We start from the raw sequence: 16,735 nt of genomic DNA, 5'->3' as shown, positions 1-16,735 counted from the left end.
GCGGCACGCATGACCATTCGCGTGATCATCGTCGACGACCAGAGCATGGTGCGGGCGGGTTTCGCCGCGCTGCTGAACGCGCAGAGCGACATCGACGTCGTGGGTGAGGCTCCCGACGGCCGGGAGGGCGTCCAGGTGAGCCGCTCCACGCATCCCGACGTGGTCCTCATGGATGTGCGGATGCCGGAGATGGACGGGCTGGCCGCGGCGCAGGAACTGCTGGCACCCCCGCCCGGCGTGGTGCACCGGCCGAAGGTGCTGATGCTCACCACCTTCGACGTCGACGACTATGTGTACGCCGCGCTGCGAGCGGGCGCGTCCGGCTTTCTGCTGAAGGACGCGCCGCCGGCCGATCTGATCGCCGCGGTGCGCGTGGTCGCGGCCGGTGAGGCGCTGCTCGCTCCGACCGTCACCAAGCGCCTCATCGAGGACTTCGCCAAGACGCGCCCCGCGCACCGCAAGAAGCGCTCCCCGCTGCTGAAGAGCCTGACGCCGCGCGAGGCCGAGGTCCTCGAACTGATCGCGCGGGGGCTGTCGAATCAGGAGATCGCGGAGAAGCTGGTGCTGGCCGAGCAGACGGTGAAGACCCATATCGGCCGTGTGCTGGCGAAGTTGGGTCTGCGCGACCGCGCGCAGGCCGTGATCTTCGCGTACGAGTCGGGTCTCGTCACGCCCGGCGAGCGGTGACTTCCCGCAGCTGAGAGGGGTCGACCCCCTACTGCGGTATCAGTCGTGAGTACTCAGGTATCAAGGCCGAGTTGGCTCCGCAGTGTGACGTCCGGCCCGCGTCCGTCCTCCTACCTTCCCCTCGTCACACCACTGGACGAAGGGGAGACGGGCGATGGCTCTGGGCTCTTGGAAACAACGCGGCCGCCGTGCCGTGGCAACCGCCGTGCTCACGGCCATCGCCGTGTCTGGCACGGTGGGGTGGGCATCGGGCCAGGAACAGCGGCCGCTCACCGGCCCTCCCCCGGGCACCGCATCCTGGCGCGCGGACGACTCACTCGACGGCCCCCTGCCCGACCCGGCTGAAGCCACTCCCGCTCAAGTCGCTTCCTTCTTCCGCGGGTTGAGCGGTGCGGAGCAGCGTGAGCTGGTCGCGCGTCACCCGTCGGTCGTGGGCAATCTGGACGGGGCCCCCATCGCTCTGCGCTACGAGGCCAACGCGCTGGCGCTGCGCGCCGAGCTGGCCCGCGCCCGCACCGAGGCGAAGAACCGAGAGCTGACCGATCGGGAGCGGGACTCGGCGCGGGCACGCGCCGACCGCTGCGCCGAACTGCTCGCGCAGGGCCGCCGGATACTCGCCTTCGACCCGCGCGGCCGCGGGCAAGTCGCTGAGGTGTACGGCGACTTGGAGACGGCTCGCCATGTCTCGGTGATCGTGCCGGGCTCCGACATCGACCTGCACACCTTCGACCGGGCCAAGGACGAATACGGGACACCGTCCGGGATGGCGCGCTCCTTGTACCGGGCGACGGATGGACAGACGGCGGTGGTGGCCTGGGTCGGCTACACGACGCCGGTGGGCCTGGGCCCGGACGCGGCGACGGGCCGGCTCGCCGAGGCGGGCGCCCCCAGACTCGCGCGCTTCGCCCAGGGCCTCACGGCGGCGGGCGCCCCGACCCCGTCCGTCTTCTGCCACAGCTACGGGTCGGTGGTGTGCGGGCTCGCCGCGTCCCGGCTGCCCGCTTCGGATCTGGTGGCCCTCGGCTCGCCGGGGCTGCGCGCCGACACCGTGGCCGAACTGCACACGCACGCCCGGGTGTGGGCGGCCCGGGACGACAGCGACTGGATCGGAAAGGTTCCGAACGTCGAGCTGTTCGGCCTGGGGCACGGCACCGACCCGACCGATCCCTCCTTCGGAGCGCGGCGAGTGCCCGCCGCGCATGCCCACGGACATACGGGCTACTTCGCGCCGGGCACGGACTCGTTGCGCACCTTCGCCGACATCGCCACCGGAGCTGCGTCATGACCACCACCTCTCTGCGCGCGTCTCTGGCCTCGGCCACCACCTCCGCGCGCGCGTCCGTGTCCTCGGCCGTCGCCTCGATCGACGCGAGGACGCCCGCACATCGGGACCGGGCGGTGGACGGGCTGCGGGCGCTGGCCCTGCTCGCCGTGCCCACCGGGCACTGGCTCCTCGCCGGCTTCACGCTGGACTCGCAGGGCGGCCTGCACAATGCGAGCCCGCTGAGCAGCTTCGGCTTCTTCGCCCCGCTCAGCTGGGTGTTGCAGATGCTCGGGGTCTTCTTCCTCGTCGGCGGTTACGCGTCGGCGCTGTCGTACCGACGGGCGCGGGAGCGTGGCACGTCGACCGCCGACTGGCTGCGGGGCAGGCTGGCTCGTCTGGGCCGCCCGGTGCTGGGCGTGACCGCGGTATGGGCGGCGGCAGCTCCGCTGCTGTACACCCTCGGGGTACCCCTGGCGAGCCTGCGCACCGCTTCCACCCTGGTGATACAGCCGCTGTGGTTCGTCGGCGTCTACACCGTGATCACCGCGCTCACACCGTGGTGCATCAGGGCGGCGCGGCGGCTCGGCGCCTGGGCCGCGGTTCCCCTGATCGGTTCGGTGGCCGTCGTCGACTTCCTCCGGTACGGGCCCTTCGCCACGGACATGCCGTCATGGCTGAGCCTGCTCAATCTGCTGCCGGGCTGGATGTTCGCCTACCAACTCGGCGTCTGCTGGGGGGAGAAGAGGCTCGGCAGGCGAGGCGCCTGGATACTGCTGGCCGGTGGGACGGCTCTGTTCGCGGCGCTTCTGCTGCTATTCCACTACCCGGCGTCGATGGTCGGGGTGCCGGGTGAGGCGCGGACCAACTCGCATCCGCCGTCGCTGCTCGTCCTCGCCCTGGCGGCCGCGCAGAGCGGCGCGGCGATCCTGCTGCGGGACCGCCTGGCGGGGCTGCTGCGCCGCCCCGCCCTGTGGGCGCCGGTCGTGGTCATCAACCTGTCGGCGATGACCATCCTGTGCTGGCACCAGACGGCGCTGCTCACGGCCGCGATACCTGGCTCCCTCGCGGGCGCGATACCCGGGCTCACGACGGCGCCGGACACGCTCGGCTGGATAGCGATCCGCCTCGCGTGGCTTCCACTGTTCGCGGCGCTGCTCGTGCTGATAGGCCGCTATGCGCGGGGCTTCGAGTCACCGTGGAAGCGGACGAGCCGGGTGCGGCGGGCGCTGGCCGGGTTGCTCGCCGCCGGGTTCACGGTCTTCGCCCTGGGGCTGGCGTGAGCCACGCCGGCGCCACAGGAAGCCGCCGGTGGCGCCTCGGCCACGCGCGGACCGCCGACGCGGGACTCCCGCGGTGCCTCGGCTACGCGCGGGCCGCCGACGTGAAGGCACCCGTGTCGCCTTGGCCACTCACGCGCCGCCGACGTGAGGGCACCCGTGATGCCTCAGCCACTCACGCGCCGCCAACGTGAAGGCACCCGTGCCGCCTTAGCCACTCATGCGCCGCCGACGTGAGGGCTCCCGTGATACCTCAGCCACTCGCGGACCGCCAACGCGCGGACCGCCAACGTGAGGGCCACCGTCGTGAAGGCTCCCGTGTCGCTTCGGCAACTCACGCACCACCACCGTTAAGGCTCCCGCAGCGTCTCGCCTACTCGACACCCGGTCCCGGGCAGGCGCCCCCGTAGAAGTTGATCTTGTAGTCGAGTACGGCGAGGGTGCCCTGGAGCTCGGCCATGCGGTTCAGGACGTCGCGGCGGGTCGCTTCGAGCAGTTCGCGGCGTTCGTCGAAGGTCTGCTCGCCGCGGCGGACCAGTTCGGCGTAGCGCACCATGTCGGCGACGGGCATCCCGGTGAGCCGGAGCTTGCCGACGAACGACAGCCAGTCCAGGTCACGGTTGCTGTAGCGGCGCTGCCCGGTGTGGGAGCGGTCGACGTCGGGCATGAGGCCGATCCGCTCATACCAGCGCAGGGTGTGGGCGGTCAGTCCGGTGAGGGCGACGACCTCGCTGATGGTGTAGTGGTCCTGGCCCTCCGGGCGGGGGTGCGGGGGTGGCACCGAGGCACAGTTGTCGGGCTTCCTGGTCTGTGCGCGGGACCGGGTCGTGGTCTCCATCACCGTCATGGTTCCCACGCTAGAACCTTGGAGTGCACTCCAAGCAAGCAAGGCAGAGGAAAATCGGGGCGACGCCTCGCGCACGGCCCGGTTACGGTGCGCGCCATGACTGTCGTACACCGCGCCGCACCCGCCGACGCCGAGGAACTGGTCCGCCTGCGCAAGATCATGCTGGACTCGATGGGACCGAGTGACGACGTGGCGTGGCAGGCGCACACGGCGCAGGCACTGCGTTCTCATCTGGCGGACGGGGAGGGGCCGTTGGCGGTGTTCGTGGTGGAGGCGCCGGACGCGCCGGGGACGCTCGCGGCCTGCGCCACCGGCACGGTCGGCCTCAGCCTGGGCAGCCCCGGCAACCCGGAGGGGACGTCGGGCCGTGTGTTCAATGTGTGCACCGATCCGGGGTACCGGCGCCGGGGCTACTCGCGGGCCTGCATAGAGGCGCTGCTCGCCTGGTTCGGGGAGCGCGACGTCCGCCGCGTCGATCTGCACGCGTCGGTCGAGGGAGAGCCGCTGTACTCCTCCCTCGGTTTCGTCCGCACGCCCGCGCCCGCGATGAGGCTGGCGCTCTGAGGAGGAGAGGGGGGAATTAAGCTCGGGGCATGCAGAGCCTCGCGTTGATCGAGAACTGGCCGGTACCGACCGCCGCAGCAGCCGTCGTCCGTGCGGACGGCACGGTACTGGGGTCGCACGGACCCACGGCCCACCGTTTCCCGCTGGCCTCGGTCACCAAGCCGCTCGCGGCCTATGCGGCCCTGGTCGCCTACGAGGAAGGGGCGATCGAGCTGGAGGAGCCGGCGGGCCCCGAGGGCGCGACGGTGCGGCACCTCCTGGCGCACACCAGCGGACTCGCTTTCGACGAGCACAGGACGACGTCGGAGCCGGGGACGCGGCGGCTGTACTCGAACGCGGGCTTCGAGGTGCTCGGGGACCACATCGCGAAGGCGACGGACATCGCGTTCGGCGAGTATCTGCGCCAGGCCGTGCTCGAACCGCTGGGGATGACGGCGACGACGCTCGACGGATCGCCCGCGAAGGACGGTGTGTCGACGGTGGAGGACCTGGTGCGGTTCGCCGCCGAGGTGCAGGCGCCGCGGCTCCTCGACCCGCGGACGGTGGCCGAGGCGATGACCGTGCAGTACCCGGGCACGAAGGGAGTGCTGCCGGGGTACGGGCACCAGAACCCGAACGACTGGGGGCTCGGGTTCGAGATCCGGGACCACAAGTCGCCGCACTGGACGGGCAGTTCGTCGTCCCCGCGGACGTTCGGGCACTTCGGGCAGTCCGGCACGTTCCTGTGGGTGGACCCGGACGCGGGGGTGGCCTGTGTGGCGCTGACGGACCGGGCGTTCGGGCCGTGGGCGGCCGAGGTGTGGCCGCCGTTCACCGACGCGGTGCTCGCGGAGATCTGACCTCCGGCCGTCCCGGAGGGCGTCAGGCGGAGCGCGTCACCCGTTCATCTCCCAGATCAGCAGGTGCGACGGCGTCCGCGCCAGCACGTCGAGGCCGGACTCGGCGGTGATGCGGGCGGCGTCCCCGTCGCTCAACTCCGCGTCCGCGAGCCGCACTTCGCCGTGCACCACGTGGACGTAGACGTGCGCGGCGTCCGGGATCTCGCCGCGCTCGCCCGCCGCGAGGCGCCGGACGTGCAGCATCGCGTCGGCCGCGGGGACGTCGTACGGGGTGGAGTCCGCGATGCCGTGCACCACCTCGTACACCGGGTCGCCGCCCGGGTCGCGGGGGGCCAGCCACATCTGGATGAAGGTGAGGGGCTCGACGCCGTCGTTGCGCTCGACGTGGCGGACTCCGCCGCCGGAGCTGAGGCGCTGCACGTCGCCGGGGCGGACCACGGACTCGTGGCCGGTGGAGTCGCGGTGGGTGAGTTCACCGGTGACGACCCAGGTGACGATCTCCGTGTGGCTGTGCGGGTGTTCGTCGAAACCGGCGCCGGGCGCGAGGCGCTCCTCGTTGCAGGCGAGGATCGCGCCGAAGCGCAGGTTGTCCGGGTCGTAGTGCGGGCCGAAGGAGAAGGCGTGGCGGGAGTCGATCCCCGCGTCGGGTTCGCCGCCCAGATAGCGGTCGCCGGAGCGGCGTACATCAATCACGCGGTACACGGTAGTCCGCGTTTCCGGCCTTTCGGTGGGCTCACCCAGGACCCTCCACTCCGCTGAGCCGTTCCGATAAGGCAGTCTTGTCCCCGTGCCCCAATCGGAATCAGAGCAGCCCTCAGCGAACGAACCAGCGGACCGGCAAGGCGGCCCCGCGGATCCCCACCCGCACTCGGCGACCCTGAAGCGCCTGGAGAAGTCGTCCGGGGCACTCGCCGCGCAGGCGATCACGCGCATGGACGAGACGTTGCCCTGGTACCGGGCGATGCCTCCGGAGAACCGGTCGTGGATCGGCCTGGTGGCGCAGGCGGGTATCGCCGCGTTCACCGAGTGGTTCCGGCACCCGGACGCGCCGCAGGCGATCTCGACGGACGTGTTCGGCACGGCGCCCCGGGAGCTGACCCGGGCGATCACGCTGCGCCAGACCGTGGAGATGGTGCGCACCACCATCGAGGTCATGGAGTCCGCCATCGACGAGGTGGCGGCGCCCGGCGACGAGAGCGTGCTGCGGGAGGCGCTGCTCGTGTACGCGCGGGAGATCGCGTTCGCGACCGCCCAGGTGTACGCGCAGGCGGCGGAGGCACGGGGCGCCTGGGACGCGCGGCTGGAGTCGCTCGTGGTGAACGCGGTGCTGTCCGGGGAGGCCGACGAGGGCGCGGTCAGCCGGGCCGCGGCGCTCGGCTGGAACTCCCCCGAGCACGTGTGCGTGGTGCTCGGCACGGCGCCCGACGGCGACAGCGAGCTGACGGTGGAGGCGATCCGGCGGGCCTCGCGGCACGCCAAGCTCCAGGTCCTGACCGGCGTCCTCGGCAACCGGCTCGTCGTGATCGCGGGCGGCAGCGACAACCCGCTGGCCGTGGCGAAGTCGCTGATCGGGCCGTTCGCGGCGGGTCCCGTGGTCGCCGGGCCCGTGGTCCCCGACCTGCTCGCCGCGACCCGGTCCGCGCAGGCCGCGGCCGCCGGACTCAAGGCGTGCGGGGCCTGGCAGGACGCGCCGCGCCCGGTGCTGGCGGACGATCTGCTTCCGGAGCGCGCGATCGCCTCCGACCCCGCCGCGCGGGAGCAGTTGGTGGAGGAGATCTACAGACCGCTGGAGGAGGCCGGCTCGGCGCTCCTCGAAACGCTCAGCGTCTACCTGGAACAGGCAAGCAGTCTGGAGGGAGCGGCGCGGATGCTCTTCGTGCATCCGAACACCGTCCGCTACCGGCTTCGACGTGTGACCGACGTCACCGGATGGTCGCCCTCGGACGTCCGCTCGGCTTTCACGTTGCGCATCGCCCTGATCCTGGGGCGTCTGGCCGAGGCCGATCCCCAGCCGTAGGCTTTTGTCGGGGGCCTACAATTCCCCCTTCGGTTCTTCGTCCCTGTCCCCACGGGCGGCCCGACCCGTCCCCAAGAGAGAGTGTGAGAGTGCTCGTACTCGTCGCTCCCGGCCAAGGCGCCCAGACGCCCGGCTTCCTGACTCCCTGGCTCGAACTCCCCGGTGCCGCGGACCGCCTTGCCGCGTGGTCCGACGCCATCGGCCTCGACCTCGCCCACTACGGCACGCAGGCCGACGCGGACGCGATCCGCGACACGGCCGTCGCCCAGCCGCTCCTGGTAGCGGCCGGGCTCCTCTCGGCCTCCGCGCTCGGCGACGTGACGCCGGGCGCCGTGGCGGGGCACAGCGTCGGTGAGATCACCGCGGCCGCCTTCGCCGGAGTGCTCGACGACGCCGCCGCTCTCCAGCTGGTCCGTACGCGCGGTCTGGCGATGGCGGACGCCGCGGCGATCACGCGGACGGGGATGTCGGCGCTGCTCGGCGGCGACCCCGAGGTCACCGTCCCGCACCTGGAGAAGCTGGGCCTGACCCCGGCGAACGTGAACGGCGCGGGCCAGATCGTGGCCGCCGGCACGCTGGAGGAGCTGGCCGCGCTGGAGGCCGACAAGCCCGAGGGCGTGCGCCGCGTGGTGCCGCTGAAGGTGGCGGGCGCGTTCCACACCCGGCACATGGGCCCGGCCGTGGCGAAGCTGGAGGAGGCCGCGAAGGCGCTGGCCCCGGCCGACCCCACGATCACGTACGTCTCGAACAAGGACGGCAGGACGGTCGCGACCGGCGCCGAGGTGGTCTCCCGCCTCGTCGGCCAGGTCGCGAACCCCGTGCGCTGGGACCTGTGCATGGAGACGTTCCAGGAGCTCGGTGTGACCGCGCTCATCGAGGTGTGCCCCGGCGGCACCCTCACCGGGATCGCCAAGCGCGCGCTGCCCGGCGTGAAGACCCTCGCCCTGAAGACCCCCGACGACCTCGACGCGGCCCGCGCCCTGATCGCCGAAGCAACCGAAGCAACGGCCTGAGAAGGAGATCCGAGCAGCATGTCGAAGATCAAGCCCAGTAAGGGTGCCCCGTACGCGCGCATCCTCGGCGTCGGCGGCTACCGGCCGACCCGGGTCGTGCCCAACGAGGTGATCCTCGAAAAGATCGACTCGTCCGACGAGTGGATCCGCTCGCGCTCCGGCATCTCCACCCGTCACTGGGCCAGTGACGAGGAGACCGTGGCGATGATGTCGGTCGAGGCGTCCGGCAAGGCCATCGCCGACGCGGGCATCCAGCCGGAGCAGATCGGCGCCGTGGTCGTGTCGACCGTCTCGCACTTCGCGCAGACGCCGGCGATCGCGACGGAGATCGCGGACAAGCTCGGTACGGCCAAGGCCGCCGCGTTCGACATCTCCGCGGGCTGCGCCGGTTTCGGCTACGGCCTCACGCTCGCCAAGGGCATGATCGTCGAGGGCAGTGCCGAGCACGTACTTGTCATCGGCGTGGAGCGGCTCTCCGACCTGACCGACCTGGAGGACCGCGCGACGGCCTTCCTGTTCGGTGACGGTGCGGGTGCCGTGATCGTCGGCCCGTCCCAGGAACCCGCGATCGGCCCGACCGTGTGGGGCTCCGAGGGCGACAAGGCCGGCACCATCAAGCAGACGATGCCGTGGGACGAGTTCCACAGCACGGATGCGGCGCAGCTGCCCGTGGACTCCCAGGGCAACGTCAAGTTCCCTGCGATCACGCAGGAGGGCCAGGCGGTTTTCCGCTGGGCCGTGTTCGAGATGGCGAAGGTCGCCCAGCAGGCGCTGGACGCGGCCGGGATCAACCCGGACGACCTGGATGTCTTCATCCCGCACCAGGCCAACGAGCGGATCATCGACTCGATGGTGAAGACTCTCAAACTGCCGGAGCACGTCACGGTCGCCCGTGACATCCGCACCACCGGCAACACGTCGGCCGCCTCGATTCCGCTCGCGATGGAGCGGCTTCTGGCGACCGGCGAGGCGAAGAGCGGCGACACCGCGCTCGTCATCGGCTTCGGGGCGGGTCTCGTGTACGCCGCCACGGTCGTTACCCTCCCCTAGGCATCACGTCCGGATCTTCGGATCCGTACCGATGTCGCCACACCCTCTGGATACACACCGAAGGAGCGCCACAATGGCCGCCACTCAGGAAGAGATCGTCGCCGGTCTCGCCGAGATCGTGAACGAGATCGCCGGGATCCCCACCGAGGACGTCCAGCTGGACAAGTCCTTCACCGACGACCTGGACGTCGACTCGCTGTCCATGGTCGAGGTCGTCGTCGCCGCCGAAGAGCGCTTCGACGTCAAGATCCCGGACGACGACGTCAAGAACCTCAAGACCGTCGGCGACGCCACGAAGTACATCCTCGACCACCAGAACTGAGTCGCAAGCCTCAGACCCTGAAGGTCAGTCGCTCCGCCACCCGGCGGTGGCGCCGCTGAATCCCTCGGATCCGTTGGAGAAAGAATTCCTGTGAGCTCGACCAATCGCACCGTGGTCGTCACCGGTATCGGCGCAACCACACCGCTGGGTGGCGACGCGACATCCACCTGGGAGGGCCTGGTCGCCGGACGTTCCGGCGTCAAGCCCCTCGAGCAGGAGTGGGCCGCCGACCAGGCGGTCCGCATCGCGGCGCCGGTCGCCGTGGAGCCGGGCGAGGTCATCCCCCGCCCGCAGGCCCGCAAGCTGGACCGCTCGGCGCAGTTCGCGCTGATCGCGGCCAAGGAGGCGTGGGCCGACGCCGGTTTCACCGACAAGGCCGGCGACGACACGAACGTCGACCCCGACCGGCTGGGCGCCGTCATCGCGTCCGGCATCGGCGGCGTGACCACGCTCCTCGACCAGTACGACGTGCTGAAGGAGAAGGGCGTACGCCGCGTCTCCCCGCACACCGTGCCGATGCTGATGCCCAACGGCCCCTCGGCCAACGTGGGCCTGGCCGTGAACGCCCGCGCGGGTGTGCACACGCCGGTCTCCGCCTGTGCCTCGGGCGCCGAGGCCATCGGCTACGGCATCGAGATGATCCGCACCGGCCGCGCCGACGTCGTCGTCTGCGGTGGCACGGAGGCGGCCATCCACCCGCTGCCCATCGCCGCGTTCGGCAACATGATGGCGATGTCCAAGAACAACGACGACCCGCAGGGTGCCTCGCGCCCCTACGACACCGCGCGGGACGGCTTCGTCCTCGGTGAGGGCGCCGGTGTCATCGTCCTGGAGTCCGCCGAGCACGCCGCCAAGCGCGGCGCCCGCGTCTACGCGGAGGCGGTCGGCCAGGGCATCTCCGCCGACAGCCACGACATCGTGCAGCCGGAGCCGGAGGGCCGCGGCATCGCGCACGCCCTGCAGAACCTGCTGGACAACACCGACCTGGACCCGGCCGAGATCGTGCACGTCAACGCGCACGCGACGTCGACGCCGGCCGGTGACATCGCCGAGCTGAAGGCGCTGCGCAAGGTGTTCGGTGACGACACCGACCACTTCGCCGTCTCCGGTACGAAGTCGATGACCGGGCATCTGCTCGGTGGCGCCGGTGGTGTCGAGTCCGTGGCGTCGGTGCTCGCGCTGTACCACCGGATGGCGCCCCCGACGATCAACGTCGAGAACCTGGACCCGGAGGCCGAGGGTACGGCCGACGTGGTCCGCGGTGAGGCGCGCAAGCTGCCGGTCGACGGGCGGATCGCCGCGCTGAACGACTCGTTCGGCTTCGGTGGCCACAACGTGGTGCTGGCCTTCCGCACGGTCTGACGCGTCCTGACGTTCCGCTGAACGTGACAGTGGGCCCGCCCCGGGTTTCCGGGGCGGGCCCACTGTCGTCGTGGCTGGGTTTGCGCAGTTCCCCGCGCCCCCAGACAAAAAAAAGCGGGGGTCACACCACCTGGTGGAGCCATCTCACCGGGGCGCCTTCTCCGGCGTAGCGGAAAGGCTCCAGTTCGTCGTCCCAGGGCTTGCCGAGGAGCTTGGCGAGTTCGGCCTCAAGGTCGGTCTCGCCGGCCTTGGAGCGGGTCAGTGCGGCCCTCAGACGGTCCTCCGGGATGAGGATGTCGCCGTGGATACCGGTGACGGCGTGGAAGATACCGAGTTCGGGGGTGGCGCTGTAGCGCTCGCCCTCGGCGGCGGCGCAGGGTTCGGCCGTCACCTCGAAGCGCAGCAGCTGCCAGCCGCGCAGCGCGGAGGCCAGCTTCGCGGCCGTGCCCACCTCGCCGCGCCAGGAGAACTCGGATCTCCAGGTGCCCGGCGCGGCGGGCTGCCGGATCCAGTCGAGGCTGACGCGGACGCCGAGAACGCCCGCGACCGCCCATTCGACGTGCGGGCACAGCGCGCGCGGTGCGGAGTGCACGTACAGAACTCCACGTGTCGTCACCGGGACCTCCAGTGTGGGTCGAGGTTCGCCTTCCCCAGCGGCCTCGCGCCCGTGCCGAGCCTTCTTCCCCGTTGCCCGGAACGACAAGGTCCAGACAAAAAGGGACACATCTGACGTGTTGTAATTTAGCGGAACCGGTACAGCGGGGCCCCAGTGGGTCGACCGGGGATCCACGGGCGAGGCTATCGCGCAGCCGTGCAAGGAGTGTGACGTACTGTCGGTCCCGAGGCGCACAAACACCGAGCTTTCACCCGGCGGGACGCAACCCCGCCCCCTCGTGTGACGTCAGACGGTTCGGCAGGGAGGGCTGATGCGGAGGTCCGGGAAACGGTTGTTCGCCGTTCGGGGCGTGGTCGCCGCCGTGGCGGTCGCCGCACTCGGTGTCGCCGGGTGCGACGCCGAGGGGGACAACTCCGCGGGCCCGTCCGGTTCCGCGAGCTCCGCGAAGCCGTCGCCGAAGCCCACTCCGACGTGGGACACGAGCCCCCGCTCCATTGCCGCGGTGGGCGACTCGATCACGCGGGGGTTCGACGCGTGCTCGGTGCTCTCCGACTGCCCCAGGGCGTCGTGGGCGACGGGGTCCGACGCGTCGGTGAAGAGTCTCGCGGTGCGGCTGCTCGGCAAGGACCGCGCCCGGACGCACAGTTGGAACCATGCGCGGACCGGGGCGCGGATGGCCGATCTGCCGGAGCAGATGAGCCGGGCGGCGGCGCGGAAGCCGGGGCTCGTGACGGTCATGGCAGGGTCCAACGACGCGTGCCGGCCGTCGGTCGCCGGGATGACGCCCGTCGCGGACTTCCGGGCCGATTTCCAGGAGTCGCTGCGGCAGTTGCGGCGTACGGCGCCCAAGGCGCAGGTGTACGTGCTGAGCGTGCCGGACCTGAAGCGCCTGTGGTCGCAGGGGCGGGCGAACCCGGTGGGCAAGCAGGTGTGGAAGCTGGGCATCTGCGCGTCGATGCTGGCCGATCCGGACGACCTGACGACCGCGGCGGGTGAGCGGCGGGACGCGGTGCAGGCGCGGGTGGTGGCGTACAACGAGGTGCTGCGCGAGGTCTGCGCGAAGGACAAGAAGTGCCGGTACGACGGCGGGGCGGTGTTCGGCTACAAGTTCGGGCAGGCGCAGTTGAGCCAGTGGGACTGGTTCCACCCGAGCGTGAACGGGCAGGCCCGGCTCGCCGAACTCGCGTACCGCGGGGTGACGGCGGAGAAGCCGTAGGGCGACGCCCGGCCGGGGCGTCGCGGCGCGGCGTAGGGTCTCGATCATGCACAGCGAACTCTTCGGCGCCCTGCCCGATCCCGACCGCTCCCCCGTCCACCGCTGGACCCTGGAGCGGGACGGAGTGCGGGTACGCGTTCTGACGTACGGCGGGATCCTTCAGTCGGTGGAGGTGCCCGACCGGGACGGTGCCGTGGCCGACGTGGTGCTCGGGTTCCCCGGCCTCGACGGGTATCTGGCGCACCCGGAGCCGTACTTCGGCGCGGTGGTCGGACGGTACGCGAACCGGATCGCGGGCGGCCGGTTCCCGCTGGACGGGCGGACGTACCACCTCGCGCAGAACGACGGGACGAACTCGCTGCACGGCGGCGAGCGGGGCTTCGACAAGCGGGTGTGGGACGCGGAGGCCGTCGGCGCGTACGCGGTGCGGCTCAGCCGGGTGTCGCCGCACGGCGAGGAGGGGTTCCCGGGGCGGGTCGAGGTCTCGGTGACGTACGCGCTGGAGGCGGGTGGGGCGCTGCGGATCTCGTACGAGGCCGTCACGGACGCGCCGACGCCGGTGAACCTCACGAATCACACGTACTGGAATCTGGGCGGGGCGGGTTCCGGGAGTGCGGTGGGGCGGCACGAGTTGCGGATCGACGGTGGGCGGGTGACGGCGGTCGACGAGGCGCTCGTTCCGACCGGTGAGCTGGTGGATGTGGGCGGGACGGAACTCGACTTCCGGGAGAGCCGGAAGGTGTCGGGTGGGTACGACCACAACTATGTGCTCGACAAGGGGGTCGGGCGTGAGGTGGTCGAGGTGGCGGAGTTGTGGGAGCCGGGGTCGGGGCGGGTGCTGGGTGTTGCCACGACGGAGCCGGGGGTGCAGTTGTACACCGCGGACGGGTTGGGTGGGGCGGGGTCGTTTGCGCCTGGGGACGGGATTGCGTTGGAGACGCAGCACTTTCCGGATTCGCCGAATCGGGGGGAGTTTCCGTCGACCGTGGTGCGGCCGGGGGAGGTGTATCGGTCGTCGACGGTGTACCGGTTCGGGATCCGGGGTTGACGCCTCGGGGCTCCGCCCCGGACCCCGCTCCTCAAGCGCCGGAGGGGCTGAATATGGGGCGCTGCCCCATACCCCGCTCCTCAAGCGCCGGAGGGGCTTGGAAAGCTCAGCCTTCGTAGGGATGTGTGAGGCGGAGGTCCGTGAGGGAGTGAGCGGCTGCCACCTCGTACGTGCCGGGTGGAGAGGTCCACCGGTGTGTCGTCTCGTCCCAGGTTTCGAAGGCGCGGCGGGGGAGGGTGATGGTGGCCTGGGCCGATTCGCCGGGGGGCGCCGTCACCGTCGCGAAGCCCGCGAGCCAGCGGGGTGGGCGGGTCGGGTCGGGGGTGGCCGGGGACACGTAGAGCTGGATCACCTCGCGGCCCGGACGTCGGCCCGTGTTGCGGACGCGGACCGTGGCCGTGGTGCCGTCGATTTCGAGGGACTCGTAGGTCCAGTCGGTGTAGCCGAGGCCGTGGCCGAAGGGGTAGGCGGGGGTGGCGTCCGAGGTCTCCCAGGCGCGGTAGCCGATGAAGACGTCCTCCGTGTACGGGAGTTCGCCGTCGACCGGGGTCACCCGGGTGACCGGGGCGTCCGTGAGCGCGCCCCACGTGGTGGGGAGGCGGCCGCCCGGTTCCTCGGCGCCGGTGAGGACGTCGGCGAGGGCCGCGCCGCCCTCCTGGCCGGGGAACCACGACAGCAGCACGGCCGCGACGTCCTCGCGCCACGGCATCTCCACCGGGGAGCCGGAGTTGACGACGACCACGGTGCGGGGGTTCGCGGCGGCGACGGCGCGGACCAGGTCGTCCTGGCGGCCGGGGAGCCGGAGGTCGGTGCGGTCGAAGCCCTCGGACTCGACGCGGTCGGTCGTGGCGACCACGATGACGGCGACCTCGGCCTCGCGCGCGGCGGCGACGGCCTCGGCGAGCAGGGCGTCCTCGTCGCGGCGCGGGTCCAGGTGCACGAGGCTGAAGAGGACCGCGGGCAGCGGCATGGCCTGGGACTTGTCGAGGGTGTGGAGGAGGGAGACCTTGATGGCCTTCCCCTCCTCCAGGGCGACCGTGCCGCGTTCCACCGGAGCGCCGAAGACCGCCTCGAAGGGGTCGGTCTCCGCGCCCATGGCCTGGACGCCCTCGTAGAGGACGGTGCCGTCGACGGTGAGGGTGAACGCGCCGAGGCCGCGCGTGCCGAAGGCGTGGTCGCCGCTCTCGCGCGGGGTGAAGGTGCCCGTCACCTCGATGCTGTGCAGCGCGTCGTGGGTGACGCCGGGCGGCAGGTCCGCGCCGAGCCACTGGACCTGGCCGTTCGGGAGCGTGCCCTCGCCGAGGACGGCGCCGTCGGCGTCGCGGCAGATCGCGCGGAGCGTGAACCCCTTGTCGGCGACGGCGAGTTCGTCGCTCGGGTCCGCGCCGACGCTGTACGTCAGGTCGGGCAGCGCGGCGCTCAGGCCGTCGAGCGGGGAGACGATCCGGGACGGGAACACCGTGGCCGAGCCGCCGCCGAGGACGCGGGCGTCGCGCGCCGCCGCCCCGATGAGGGCGATCCGCGCGTCCGAACGCAGCGGCAGGACGCCGGAGTTGCGGACGAGGACGAAGGACCGGTGGGCGATCTCGCGGGCCAGGGCCTCGCCGTCGATCCGGTCCGGAAGGTCCGTGACGGCCGGTTCGGCTCCTTCCAGCGCGCCGACCCGCGCCGCGAGCCGCAGCACGTTGCGCACGGCGCCGTCGACCTCGGACTCGTCGACCTCGCCGGAGCGGACGGCCGCCGCCAGCGCGGCGCCGTACACCGTCTGCGGGCCCGGCATCGCGACGTCCAGGCCGCCCTTGATGTCGCCGACGGTGGAGCGGGCCGCCATCCAGTCGGAGACGTTGAAGCCGTCGAAGCCCCACTCGTCGCGCAGGATCTCGTTGACGAGGTGGCGGTGTTCGGTCATGGAGGTGCCGTTGACCGAGTTGTAGGCGGTCATGACGCCCCAGGGCCGGGCGTTCTTGACGATGGCCTCGAAGGGGGCCAAGTACAGCTCGCGCAGGGCCCGTTCGGAGACGACGTTGTTCACCGTGAAGCGGTCGGTCTCGGCGTCGTTCGCGACGTAGTGCTTCATCGTGGTGCCGACGCCGCCGGACTGCACGCCCTGGACGTAGCCGCTGCCCATGGCCCCGGCGAGGTACGGGTCCTCGCTGTACGTCTCGAAGTGGCGGCCGCCGAGCGGGGAGCGGTGCAGGTTCACGGTCGGGGCGAGCAGTACGTGGACGCCCTTGCGGCGGGCCTCCTGGGCGAGCAGCGCGCCCGCGCGGCGGGCGAGTGCGGGGTCCCAGGTGGCGCCGAGCGCGGTCGGGGACGGCAGGGCGATCGACGGGTCGTCGGCGCTCCAGCGCACGCCGCGCACGCCGATGGGGCCGTCGGACATGACGAGGGAGGCCAGGCCGATGTCGGGGACGGCGGGCAGCGACCACATGTCCTGGCCGGCGAGCAGCCGGGCCTTGGTGTCCAGGTCGAGCTTGCCGAGCGCGGCCTCGACGACCGCCTCGCGGGCCCGGTCGGCCGCCTCTCCCCCGCCCCCCGCCTGTACCTTGCCGTCGCCGTTCGCCTGCTGCGCCATGCCGGCACCTCCTCGTCGAAGTCTGGGCGCCTCCATCG

At 71.7% G+C, this 16,735-nt stretch carries 16 protein-coding genes; 12 read left to right on the top strand and 4 right to left on the bottom strand.

Features of this window, described 5'->3' with window-relative positions:
- The first annotated feature begins 9 nt into the window (after positions 1–9).
- The 3 genes from ACYBSK_RS06345 (at position 10) to ACYBSK_RS06335 (ending at position 3,231) form a co-directional block, all read left to right on the top strand.
- Positions 10–687 carry a response regulator gene (locus tag ACYBSK_RS06345; protein ID WP_460245433.1) on the top strand — a complete coding sequence of 226 codons (678 nt, stop codon included), beginning with the start codon at positions 10–12 and terminating at the stop codon, positions 685–687.
- A gap of 154 nt (positions 688–841) precedes the next feature.
- On the top strand, positions 842–1,972 hold the full coding sequence (locus ACYBSK_RS06340) for an alpha/beta hydrolase (protein WP_460245432.1): 1,131 nt from the start codon (positions 842–844) through the stop codon (positions 1,970–1,972).
- A complete protein-coding gene (locus ACYBSK_RS06335) occupies positions 1,969–3,231 on the top strand; it encodes an acyltransferase family protein (protein WP_460245431.1) in 1,263 nt (420 codons plus the stop codon). Before ACYBSK_RS06340 ends, ACYBSK_RS06335 begins: the two co-directional genes overlap by 4 nt.
- A 370-nt stretch (positions 3,232–3,601) precedes the next feature.
- On the opposite strand, the gene ACYBSK_RS06330 is transcribed toward ACYBSK_RS06335, so the two are convergent.
- On the bottom strand, positions 3,602–4,075 hold the full coding sequence (locus tag ACYBSK_RS06330; RefSeq protein WP_457475869.1) for a MerR family transcriptional regulator: 474 nt from the start codon (positions 4,073–4,075) through the stop codon (positions 3,602–3,604).
- Positions 4,076–4,171: 96 nt separating this feature from the next.
- Between ACYBSK_RS06330 and ACYBSK_RS06325 the strand changes: the two genes are divergently transcribed.
- Complete coding sequence (locus ACYBSK_RS06325; protein ID WP_460245430.1) at positions 4,172–4,639, top strand: GNAT family N-acetyltransferase; 468 nt, start codon at positions 4,172–4,174, stop codon at positions 4,637–4,639.
- A 29-nt stretch (positions 4,640–4,668) separates the two neighbouring features.
- A complete protein-coding gene (locus ACYBSK_RS06320; RefSeq protein WP_457475867.1) occupies positions 4,669–5,478 on the top strand; it encodes a serine hydrolase domain-containing protein in 810 nt (269 codons plus the stop codon).
- Positions 5,479–5,514: 36 nt separating this feature from the next.
- Here ACYBSK_RS06320 and ACYBSK_RS06315 read toward each other — a convergent pair whose 3' ends face one another.
- A complete protein-coding gene (locus ACYBSK_RS06315; protein WP_457481668.1) occupies positions 5,515–6,168 on the bottom strand; it encodes a pirin family protein in 654 nt (217 codons plus the stop codon).
- 97 nt (positions 6,169–6,265) lie between these two features.
- On the opposite strand from ACYBSK_RS06315, the gene ACYBSK_RS06310 reads away from it, so the two are divergent.
- The 5 genes from ACYBSK_RS06310 (at position 6,266) to ACYBSK_RS06290 (ending at position 11,242) form a co-directional block, all read left to right on the top strand.
- On the top strand, positions 6,266–7,495 hold the full coding sequence (locus ACYBSK_RS06310) for a PucR family transcriptional regulator (protein ID WP_457475866.1): 1,230 nt from the start codon (positions 6,266–6,268) through the stop codon (positions 7,493–7,495).
- 89 nt (positions 7,496–7,584) lie between these two features.
- Positions 7,585–8,508, top strand: a complete 924-nt coding sequence (locus ACYBSK_RS06305; RefSeq protein WP_457475865.1) for an ACP S-malonyltransferase — start codon at positions 7,585–7,587, stop codon at positions 8,506–8,508.
- A gap of 18 nt (positions 8,509–8,526) precedes the next feature.
- Entirely contained in the window at positions 8,527–9,558 is a 1,032-nt protein-coding gene (locus tag ACYBSK_RS06300) for a ketoacyl-ACP synthase III (RefSeq protein ID WP_457475864.1), read from the top strand.
- A 73-nt stretch (positions 9,559–9,631) separates the two neighbouring features.
- Positions 9,632–9,880, top strand: coding sequence for an acyl carrier protein (locus ACYBSK_RS06295; protein WP_266720003.1), 249 nt, complete (start codon positions 9,632–9,634; stop codon positions 9,878–9,880).
- A gap of 90 nt (positions 9,881–9,970) precedes the next feature.
- Positions 9,971–11,242: a beta-ketoacyl-[acyl-carrier-protein] synthase family protein gene (locus ACYBSK_RS06290; RefSeq protein ID WP_457475863.1), complete on the top strand. Its 1,272-nt coding sequence runs from the start codon at positions 9,971–9,973 to the stop codon at positions 11,240–11,242.
- Between the two features lie 121 nt (positions 11,243–11,363).
- On the opposite strand, the gene ACYBSK_RS06285 is transcribed toward ACYBSK_RS06290, so the two are convergent.
- Complete coding sequence (locus ACYBSK_RS06285; RefSeq protein ID WP_457475862.1) at positions 11,364–11,858, bottom strand: DUF3145 domain-containing protein; 495 nt, start codon at positions 11,856–11,858, stop codon at positions 11,364–11,366.
- Positions 11,859–12,168: 310 nt separating this feature from the next.
- Here ACYBSK_RS06285 and ACYBSK_RS06280 point away from each other — a divergent pair, with 310 nt between their 5' ends.
- Both ACYBSK_RS06280 and ACYBSK_RS06275 read left to right on the top strand, forming a co-directional pair.
- Positions 12,169–13,074 carry an SGNH/GDSL hydrolase family protein gene (locus tag ACYBSK_RS06280; RefSeq protein WP_457475861.1) on the top strand — a complete coding sequence of 302 codons (906 nt, stop codon included), beginning with the start codon at positions 12,169–12,171 and terminating at the stop codon, positions 13,072–13,074.
- A 46-nt stretch (positions 13,075–13,120) separates the two neighbouring features.
- The gene (locus tag ACYBSK_RS06275) at positions 13,121–14,122 is read left to right on the top strand and encodes an aldose epimerase family protein (protein ID WP_460245429.1); all 1,002 of its coding nucleotides are present in this window, start codon (positions 13,121–13,123) and stop codon (positions 14,120–14,122) included.
- 106 nt (positions 14,123–14,228) lie between these two features.
- Here ACYBSK_RS06275 and ACYBSK_RS06270 read toward each other — a convergent pair whose 3' ends face one another.
- Complete coding sequence (locus ACYBSK_RS06270) at positions 14,229–16,697, bottom strand: beta-glucosidase family protein (RefSeq protein WP_460245428.1); 2,469 nt, start codon at positions 16,695–16,697, stop codon at positions 14,229–14,231.
- Positions 16,698–16,735: the final 38 nt, after the last annotated feature.

The organism is Streptomyces sp. BYX5S (assembly GCF_054724165.1).
Note: the sequence above shows the minus strand (reverse complement) of the source record. Positions and strands in the feature narration are given on the sequence as shown.

What these genes read in the sequence shown, in the direction of transcription:
- ACYBSK_RS06300 (WP_457475864.1), top strand. Translation starts at nt 8,527, where the DNA reads ATGTCGAAGATCAAGCCCAGTAAGGGTGCCCCGTACGCGCGCATCCTC.
- ACYBSK_RS06320 (WP_457475867.1), top strand. Translation starts at nt 4,669, where the DNA reads ATGCAGAGCCTCGCGTTGATCGAGAACTGGCCGGTACCGACCGCCGCA.
- ACYBSK_RS06340 (WP_460245432.1), top strand. Translation starts at nt 842, where the DNA reads ATGGCTCTGGGCTCTTGGAAACAACGCGGCCGCCGTGCCGTGGCAACC.
- ACYBSK_RS06270 (WP_460245428.1), bottom strand. Translation starts at nt 16,697, where the DNA reads ATGGCGCAGCAGGCGAACGGCGACGGCAAGGTACAGGCGGGGGGCGGG.
- ACYBSK_RS06295 (WP_266720003.1), top strand. Translation starts at nt 9,632, where the DNA reads ATGGCCGCCACTCAGGAAGAGATCGTCGCCGGTCTCGCCGAGATCGTG.
- ACYBSK_RS06345 (WP_460245433.1), top strand. Translation starts at nt 10, where the DNA reads ATGACCATTCGCGTGATCATCGTCGACGACCAGAGCATGGTGCGGGCG.
- ACYBSK_RS06330 (WP_457475869.1), bottom strand. Translation starts at nt 4,075, where the DNA reads ATGACGGTGATGGAGACCACGACCCGGTCCCGCGCACAGACCAGGAAG.
- ACYBSK_RS06325 (WP_460245430.1), top strand. Translation starts at nt 4,172, where the DNA reads ATGACTGTCGTACACCGCGCCGCACCCGCCGACGCCGAGGAACTGGTC.
- ACYBSK_RS06280 (WP_457475861.1), top strand. Translation starts at nt 12,169, where the DNA reads ATGCGGAGGTCCGGGAAACGGTTGTTCGCCGTTCGGGGCGTGGTCGCC.
- ACYBSK_RS06275 (WP_460245429.1), top strand. Translation starts at nt 13,121, where the DNA reads ATGCACAGCGAACTCTTCGGCGCCCTGCCCGATCCCGACCGCTCCCCC.
- ACYBSK_RS06335 (WP_460245431.1), top strand. Translation starts at nt 1,969, where the DNA reads ATGACCACCACCTCTCTGCGCGCGTCTCTGGCCTCGGCCACCACCTCC.